The following is a 7,407-nucleotide window of genomic DNA, read 5'->3' on the forward strand; positions in this document are numbered from 1 at the left end:
GACGGCGTCGCGGGCCGGACCGCCTGGACCGACGAGCAGCTCGACGCCGTCTTCGCGCCGGTCATCGCCCGGATCGCCGAGGGCGCGGTCGCCCGCGAGCAGGGCCGCACCCTCGCCCACGACGAGGTCGCCGCGCTGCGGGCCGAGCGCTTCGGCGCGCTGCGGCTGCCCGTGGAGCTCGGCGGCTACGGCGCCACCGTCCGCCAGCAGTTCCGGCTGCTCGTGGACCTGGCCGCCGCCGAGTCGAACCTGCCGCAGGCGCTGCGCGTGCACTGGTGGTACGTCGACGACCTGCTGCTCGCCGCACCGGGCCCGGACCGCGACGCCCGCCTCGCCGCCGTCGCGCGGGGCGGTCTGGTCGGGAACGCGATCACCGAGCCCGGCGTCGGCGCGATCGACCGGTACCGGACCACCCTGACCCCCGACGGCGACGGCTACCGCCTCGACGGCACCAAGTACTACTCGACCGGCAGCCTCTACGCCGACCAGATCCTGGTCGCCGCCGACCTCGACGGGGAGCGCGTGTCCGTGCTCGTCGACGGCGACGCCGAGGGCGTCGCGCAGCACGACGACTGGGACGGCTTCGGGCAGCGCCTCACCGCCAGCGGCACCACCGTGTTCACCGGCGTCGCCGTCCCCGCCGACCGCGTCCTCGGCCCCGGCTACGGCACCGAGGGCCGCGGGTGGGGCACCTCCTACCTGCAGCTCGTGCAGCTCGCCGTGCTCGCCGGGATCGCCCGGCGCGCCACCGACGACGTCAGCGCCTGGGTCCGCGAGCGCACCCGCACCTTCACCCACGCCCCGGCCGACCTGCCCCGGCACGACCCGCTGGTCCAGCAGGTCATCGGACGGCTGTCCGCGGCCGCCTGGTCCTCGCGCGCCCTGGTCCTCACCATCGCCGAGCAGCTCGACGAGGTGCTCGCCGCGGGCGGCGAGGACGCCGCCCTGCTCGACCGGGTGGAGCTCGACGTCGCCCACGCCCAGGCCGCCGTCATCCCGGCCGTGCTCGACGCCACCACCCAGCTGTTCGAGGTCGGCGGCGCGTCGATCACCTCGGAGACGCTGCGCCTGGACCGGCACTGGCGCAACGCCCGGGTGATCTCCACGCACAACCCGCTGATCTACAAGCTGCAGACGGTCGGGGACCACGTGCTCAACGGCACCGACCTGCCCTACGCCTGGAGCGCAGGCAAGCGATGACCCACCCGCGACGTCTGCACCTCAACGCCTTCGACATGACCTGCGCCGGGCACCAGTCGCCCGGCCTGTGGCGCCATCCCGAGGACCGCTCGCACACCTTCCACGACCTGCGCTACTGGACCGACCTGGCGCAGCTGCTGGAGCGGGGCGGGTTCACCAGCCTGTTCGTCGCCGACGTCGTCGGCCTCTACGACGTCTACCGCGACGGCCCGGAACCGGCGATCCGCGACGGCGTGCAGGTGCCCGTCGGGGACCCGACCCTGGCCGTGTCCGCGATGGCCGCGGTCACCGAACGGCTGGGGTTCGGGATCACCGTCTCGCTGACCTACGAGAAGCCCTACGCGCTGGCGCGGCGGTTCTCGACGCTGGACCACTACACCCGCGGACGGGTCGCGTGGAACGTCGTCACCTCCTACCTGGAGTCCGCCGCCCGCAACCTGGGCCTGGAGAAGCAGGTCCCGCACGACCGGCGCTACGACGTCGCCGACGAGTTCATGGAGGTCTGCTACCAGCTGTGGGAGGCCTCCTGGGACGACGACGCCGTGCTGCTCGACCGGGAGAAGGGCGTCTACACCGACCCGGCGAAGGTCCGGCCGATCGGGCACCGGGGCGAGTTCTTCGACGTGCCCGGCATCGGGCTGACCGAGCCGTCGCCGCAGCGCACGCCGACGATCTTCCAGGCCGGTGCGTCGTCGCGCGGCACCGCGTTCGCCGCCCGGCACGCCGAGGGCGTCTTCGTCATCTCCCCGACCCCGGAGGGGCTCGCCCCGCGGGTCGCCGAGCTGCGCCGGCGGACCGCGGAGCAGGGGCGGGCCCCGCGCTCGGTGAAGGTCTTCACCATGCTGACCGTGGTCACGGGGGCCACCGACGAGCAGGCCCGGGCGCGCTACGCGGACCTCGCGCAGTACGTCAGCCTGGAGGGCGCGCTCACCCTCTACGGCGGCTGGTCCGGCCTCGACCTGTCCACGATGGACCCCGATGAGCCGCTGCGGTTCGCCGAGACCGAGGCGATCCGCAGCGCGGTGGAGCTGTTCACCACCGCCGACCCCGACCGGGAGTGGACGCCGCGGGCCATCGCCGAGCACATCGGGATCGGCGGGATGGGCGCCGTCGTCGTCGGCGGGCCGGAGACGGTCGCCGACGAGATGGAGCGCTGGGCGCAGGTCGCCGACGTCGACGGGTTCAACCTCGCCTACGCGATCACCCCCGGCACCTTCGCCGACGTCGTCGAGCACGTCGTGCCCGAGCTGCGACGCCGCGGGGTGCTGCCCACGGAGCCCGAGGGGGCCACGCTGCGCGAGCACCTGTACGGCGCCGGCCGGCCGCGGGTCCACCCGGACCACCCGGCCGCGGTGCACGCCCGCCGCCGCGGCGCGCCCGACGCCTGAGCACCGGCCCCGGGAACACGACCGCCCCTACGGTGTTGCACCCACAGGAGACCGCTGAACCCCTCGGGAGGCCGTTCATGGCGCGCAAGCAGATCCACCTGGCCGCACACTTCCCGGGCGTCAACAACACCACCGTGTGGAGCGACCCGGCGTCCGGCAGCCACATCGACTTCGAGTCCTTCGCGCACTTCGCGCGGACGGCCGAACGGGCGAGGTTCGACTTCCTGTTCCTCGCCGAGGGGCTGCGCCTGCGCGAGCACCGCGGCGAGATCTACGACCTCGACGTGATGGGCCGCCCGGACACGTTCACGATCCTGTCCGCGCTGGCCGCGGTCACCGACCGGCTCGGCCTGGCCGGGACCATCAACTCCACCTTCACCGAGCCCTACGACGTCGCCCGCCAGTTCGCCTCGCTGGACCACCTGTCCGGCGGCCGGGCCGCCTGGAACGTGGTGACCTCGTGGGACGCGTTCACCGGCGAGAACTTCCGCCGCGGCGGCTTCCTGCCGAAGGAGAAGCGCTACTCCCGGGCCAAGGAGCAGCTCGCCGCGACCGCCGCGATCTGGGACTCGCGCACCGGCCCCGACGACCGCGGGGAGTTCGCGTACACCTCCGACCAGTTCGACGTGCACGGCCGGTTCTCGCTGCCGCGCAGCCCGCAGGGCCGCCCGGTGATCCTGCAGGCCGGTGACTCCGAGGAGGGGCGCGAGTTCGCCGCCGCGTCGGCCGACGCGATCTTCTCCCGGCACGCCGAGCCGGAGGCCGGACGCGCGTTCCTCGCCGACGTGAAGGGCCGCCTCGCCCGCTACGGCCGGGCGTGGGACGACCTGAAGATCCTGCCCGCCGCGACGTACGTGCTGGGCGACACCGACGCCGAGGCCGCCGAGCTCGCCGAGGTGATCCGCTCCCAGCAGGTCAGCCCGCAGACCGCGATCGTGTTCGCCGAGCAGCTGTGGAACACCGACCTGTCCGGGCGCGACCCGGACGGCCCGCTGCCGGAGTTCGACCCCGTCGAGGGCGAGCTCGTGTCGAAGGGCCGCGCCAGCGTGCGCCAGTACCGGGACCCGAAGGCCGTCGCCGACCAGTGGCGCACCCTCGCCGCGGAGAAGAACCTGTCGCTGCGCGAGACGGTCATCGAGGTGACCGGGCGGCACACCTTCGTCGGGAGCCCGCGGACGGTCGCCGAGGCGATCGACGACGCCGTGCAGTCCGACGCCGCGGACGGCTACGTGCTGGTCCCGCACGTCACCCCGGGCGGGCTCGACGAGTTCGCCGACCGGGTCGTGCCGCTGTTGCAGGAGCGCGGGTCGTTCCGCACCGACTACGCCGGGACGACGCTGCGCGAGCACCTCGGGCTCCCGGCCGTCCGCTCGACGACCGACCCGACCGAGGCGGCGACGGCGGCCCCCTCCGCGACCTGACCACGCGTCTGGCCGGCGTCGTGGACCCCGTCCGCGGCGCCGGTCCCGCCGGGCACCCGCGGACGGCGGAGCCGGGCCCGGCCGCACCACGGTGGGGCCGGGTACGGGTCAGGCGCGCTCGTCGTCGCGGCCCTCGGCCTGCTCCCGGGCGACGTTCTCCCGGTGCGCGCGGACGGCGATCCAGGCCATCGCGGCCGGGATCCCGAGCAGCAGCCCGAACGACAGCAGTCCGGCGACCCAGTCGCTCGGCACGATCACCAGCACGATCACGGTGATCGCGACGGCCTGCAGGATCCGGTCCGCGCGGCCGCCCGCGGCGCGCGTGGGCCGGTGCGGTGCGGTCAGCTCGGTGTCCAGCTCCGGGTCGGAGCGGCGCAGCTCCTGTTCGAGGCCGGAGAGCCGGAGCTCCTCGTCGCGGTCCAGGGGGCGCGCCACCGGGCGTGGGTCGGGGTCGCCGGTCCCGCCGCCGGGCGACGGCGGCGGCAGGGGCGGGGGTGTGACGGACATCGTGACCTCCTCGGTGCCACCGACCGGGTTCCCGCTCCCGGGGGCAGTCATCCGGGATGTGCGGTAGACGTCACCGATCCTACCGAAACGGACATACTCCCGCCGCTGCACGCGGCAGGCCCCGGCGGCAGGATCACCCGCATGGAACGCTGGACCGATCTCGTCGAACGCCACGACCCCGCCGGAGTCCTCGACCGGATCGACGGACGGCCCGCCCACGAGATCGCCGACGCGCTGGCCCGGATGGAACCGGTCGACGCGGGCTGGGTGTTCCGGCTGCTCGGCAAGGACCGCGCGCTCGACGTGTTCGAGGAGCTCGACCCGGTCGACCAGCAGGAGCTGCTGGCGGGGCTGCGCGACGACGCGGTGACCGCCCTGGTCGAGGACATGGACCCCGACGACCGCGCCCGGATGCTCGGCGAGGCACCGGCCAAGGTCGCGAACCGGGTGCTGGCCGGGCTGTCGGCCGGGGAACGGTCGATGACCGCGGCACTGCTCGGCTACCCCGACGGCTCGGTCGGGCGGGTGATGACGCCGGAGACCGTCGCCGTGCCGCTGCACAGCAGCGTCACCGAGGCGCTGGCCGTCGTGCGGCGCAAGGGTGCGCAGGCCGAGACCGTGTACACCCTCGCCGTCACCGACGCCGGGCGCCGGGTGATCGGCACCGTCTCGCTGCGCGACCTGGTGCTGGCCCGGCCGGACGTCGCCGTCGCCGACCTCGTCGACGACGGGGCGCCGCGGGTGCGGGCCACCGACGCCGCCGAGGACGCCGCACGCCTGATGGGCGAGGCGAACCTGCTCGACCTGCTGGTCGTCGACTCGGAGGATCGGCTGCTGGGCCTGCTGACGATCGACGACGCCGTCGAGATCCTGGAGCGCGCCGACACCGAGGACGTCGCCCGCCAGTCCGGCGCGGCGCCGTGGTCGGGCCACTACATGTACGTGCGGGTCACGAAGCTGGCGCGCACCCGCGCGGTGTGGCTGGCGGTGCTGCTGCTCGCCGCGGTGCTGACGGTCAACGTGCTGCAGATCTTCGAGGACGCACTCGAGCAGGTCACCGCGCTGGCGCTGTTCATCCCGCTGCTCGTGGGCACCGGCGGCAACGCCGGTGCCCAGTCCGCGTCGGCGGCGGTCCGGGCGATCGCCGTCGGGGAGGTGCGCCTGGCCGACCTGCCCGCCGTGGTGTGGCGGGAGCTGCGGGTCGGGCTGCTGCTGGGCACCCTGCTCGGTGCGCTGGGGCTGGCCGTCGCGTCGCTGCTGGTCGGGGTCCAGGTCGCCGTCGTGGTGGCGGTGACGCTGGTGGCGATCTGCGGCTGGGCGGCGACGGTGGGCGCGACGATGCCGTTGCTGGCCCGCCGGGTCGGGATCGACCCGGCGGTGGTGTCCGCTCCCCTGGTCACGACGCTCGTCGACGCGACCGGGCTGCTGATCTACTTCTCGGTCGCCCGGGTGGTGCTGGGGATCTGATCCGCGTCCACGGTCGCGTCGTCCGCACCGTCGGTGTCGGGTCCGGCGACCTCCGGGGCTGCCGGGGCGGCCGCGGCGCGGCGCCGGGAGACGACCAGGCTCGCGACGGCGGCGACGGCGATCGTCCCGGTGATGACCAGCAGCGACAGCCAGATCGGCACCTCGGGCACCGGCACCGGCTGCCCGTCGTTGATGAACGGCACGTTGTTCTCGTGCAGCGCGTGCAGGGTGAGCTTCACGCCGATGAACGCCAGGATCACCGCGAGGCCGTGCGCCAGGTAGATCAGGCGCTCCAGCAGCCCACCGATGAGGAAGTACAGCTGGCGCAGGCCGAGCAGGGCGAAGGCGTTCGCGGTGAACACCAGGAACGGCTCCTGGGTGAGGCCGAAGATCGCCGGGATCGAGTCGAACGCGAACAGCAGGTCGGTCAGCCCGATGGCGACGATGACCAGCGCCATCGGGGTGAGGAGCCGCTTGCCGTCGACGCGGGTGACGAGCTTCGCGCCGTCGTACTCGGTGGAGGTGGGCAGCACCTTGCGGACCAGGCGGATCAGCTTCGAGTCACCGGCGTCGGCCTGCTCGTGGTCGTCGGAGGACATCGCCTCGCGGATCTGGGACCAGGCGAGCCAGAACAGGATGACCGCGAACAGGTAGAAGACCGCGACGAACTGCTCGATGATCACCGCGCCGACCGCGATGAACGCACCGCGCATGACGATCGCGATCGCGATGCCGATCAGCAGCACCTTCTGCTGGTGCACCTTCGGCACCGCGAAGCTGGTCATGATCAGCAGGAAGACGAACAGGTTGTCGACCGACAGGGCCTTCTCGGTCAGCCAGCCGGCCATGTACTCGCCGCCGTACTGCCAGCCCGAGAAGACGCCGACACCGACGCCGAACAGCAGGGCGATCGCGATGTAGCCGGCCGACCAGATCGCCGACTCGCGCAGCGTGGGCTCGTGCGGGTCACGGGCGTGCCCGACGAAGTCGAACACGAGCATGCCGACGACGACGGCGAGCGTGGCCAGCCACGCCCAGAGGGGAACGTTCACGGCGGGGTCCTCCAGCGCAGGTAGGGGCGCTGAAGGTCTCCTCCGCCCGCCGCGGTGACCGCGGTGGACCGGCGCAACCGGGACCGGCTCGGGCCGGTGCCGTGATGACGGCGACGCCGTGTTCGGGAGTACTCCCCTTCGACTGTGCAGAACGCTAGGGCATGGCCCAGGGTTCCGACAGTGGGGGGTACGCGAGCCTCGTCACATCTGTCCGTTTCCGCCGATGACCTCCCGGGCGGGCGGCGCCGTCGTCGTGGGCCCGCAGGGTGGCCGCGGGACCGGCGAGCGTGGCGCGGTCCTCAACCCGCGGCGAGCCGGACGGTCGCGGCGTCGCGGGCCGGCTGCACCGGACGCGGGGCGGCGGGCAACCTG

At 73.7% G+C, this 7,407-nt stretch carries 6 protein-coding genes; 4 read left to right on the plus strand and 2 right to left on the minus strand.

The annotated features are described in order from the left end of the window. The 3 genes from GTW08_RS28690 to GTW08_RS28700 form a co-directional block, all read left to right on the plus strand. On the plus strand, window positions 1-1,200 hold a 1,200-nt coding region (locus tag GTW08_RS28690), incomplete at its 5' end, for an acyl-CoA dehydrogenase family protein (RefSeq protein WP_202417835.1). After that, entirely contained in the window at window positions 1,197-2,588 is a 1,392-nt protein-coding gene (locus tag GTW08_RS28695) for an LLM class flavin-dependent oxidoreductase (RefSeq protein WP_073574357.1), read from the plus strand. The genes GTW08_RS28690 and GTW08_RS28695, both read left to right, overlap by 4 nt. A gap of 77 nt (window positions 2,589-2,665) precedes the next feature. Next, window positions 2,666-4,009 (plus strand): NtaA/DmoA family FMN-dependent monooxygenase, encoded by a 1,344-nt coding sequence (locus tag GTW08_RS28700; protein WP_161152779.1) that lies wholly within the window; start codon window positions 2,666-2,668, stop codon window positions 4,007-4,009. Window positions 4,010-4,117: 108 nt separating this feature from the next. Here GTW08_RS28700 and GTW08_RS28705 read toward each other — a convergent pair whose 3' ends face one another. After that, window positions 4,118-4,516 (minus strand): DUF3040 domain-containing protein, encoded by a 399-nt coding sequence (locus GTW08_RS28705; protein WP_161152780.1) that lies wholly within the window; start codon window positions 4,514-4,516, stop codon window positions 4,118-4,120. A gap of 141 nt (window positions 4,517-4,657) precedes the next feature. On the opposite strand from GTW08_RS28705, the gene mgtE reads away from it, so the two are divergent. Continuing rightward, on the plus strand, window positions 4,658-5,983 hold the full coding sequence (gene mgtE, locus GTW08_RS28710) for a magnesium transporter (protein ID WP_161152781.1): 1,326 nt from the start codon (window positions 4,658-4,660) through the stop codon (window positions 5,981-5,983). On the opposite strand, the gene GTW08_RS28715 is transcribed toward mgtE, so the two are convergent. Then, window positions 5,947-7,035 (minus strand): TerC family protein, encoded by a 1,089-nt coding sequence (locus GTW08_RS28715; protein ID WP_100878211.1) that lies wholly within the window; start codon window positions 7,033-7,035, stop codon window positions 5,947-5,949. The two genes, mgtE and GTW08_RS28715, sit on opposite strands and share 37 nt — an antisense overlap. Window positions 7,036-7,407: the final 372 nt, after the last annotated feature.

Origin of the sequence: Pseudonocardia sp. SID8383, from assembly GCF_009864975.1 — a bacterium.
GTDB classification, from domain to species: domain Bacteria; phylum Actinomycetota; class Actinomycetes; order Mycobacteriales; family Pseudonocardiaceae; genus Pseudonocardia; species Pseudonocardia alni.

Bases quoted from the DNA above. Each gene is read 5' to 3' on its own strand.
- GTW08_RS28695 (WP_073574357.1), top strand. From the start codon at position 1,197: ATGACCCACCCGCGACGTCTGCACCTCAACGCCTTCGACATGACCTGC.
- GTW08_RS28700 (WP_161152779.1), top strand. From the start codon at position 2,666: ATGGCGCGCAAGCAGATCCACCTGGCCGCACACTTCCCGGGCGTCAAC.
- GTW08_RS28705 (WP_161152780.1), bottom strand. From the start codon at position 4,516: ATGTCCGTCACACCCCCGCCCCTGCCGCCGCCGTCGCCCGGCGGCGGG.
- mgtE (WP_161152781.1), top strand. From the start codon at position 4,658: ATGGAACGCTGGACCGATCTCGTCGAACGCCACGACCCCGCCGGAGTC.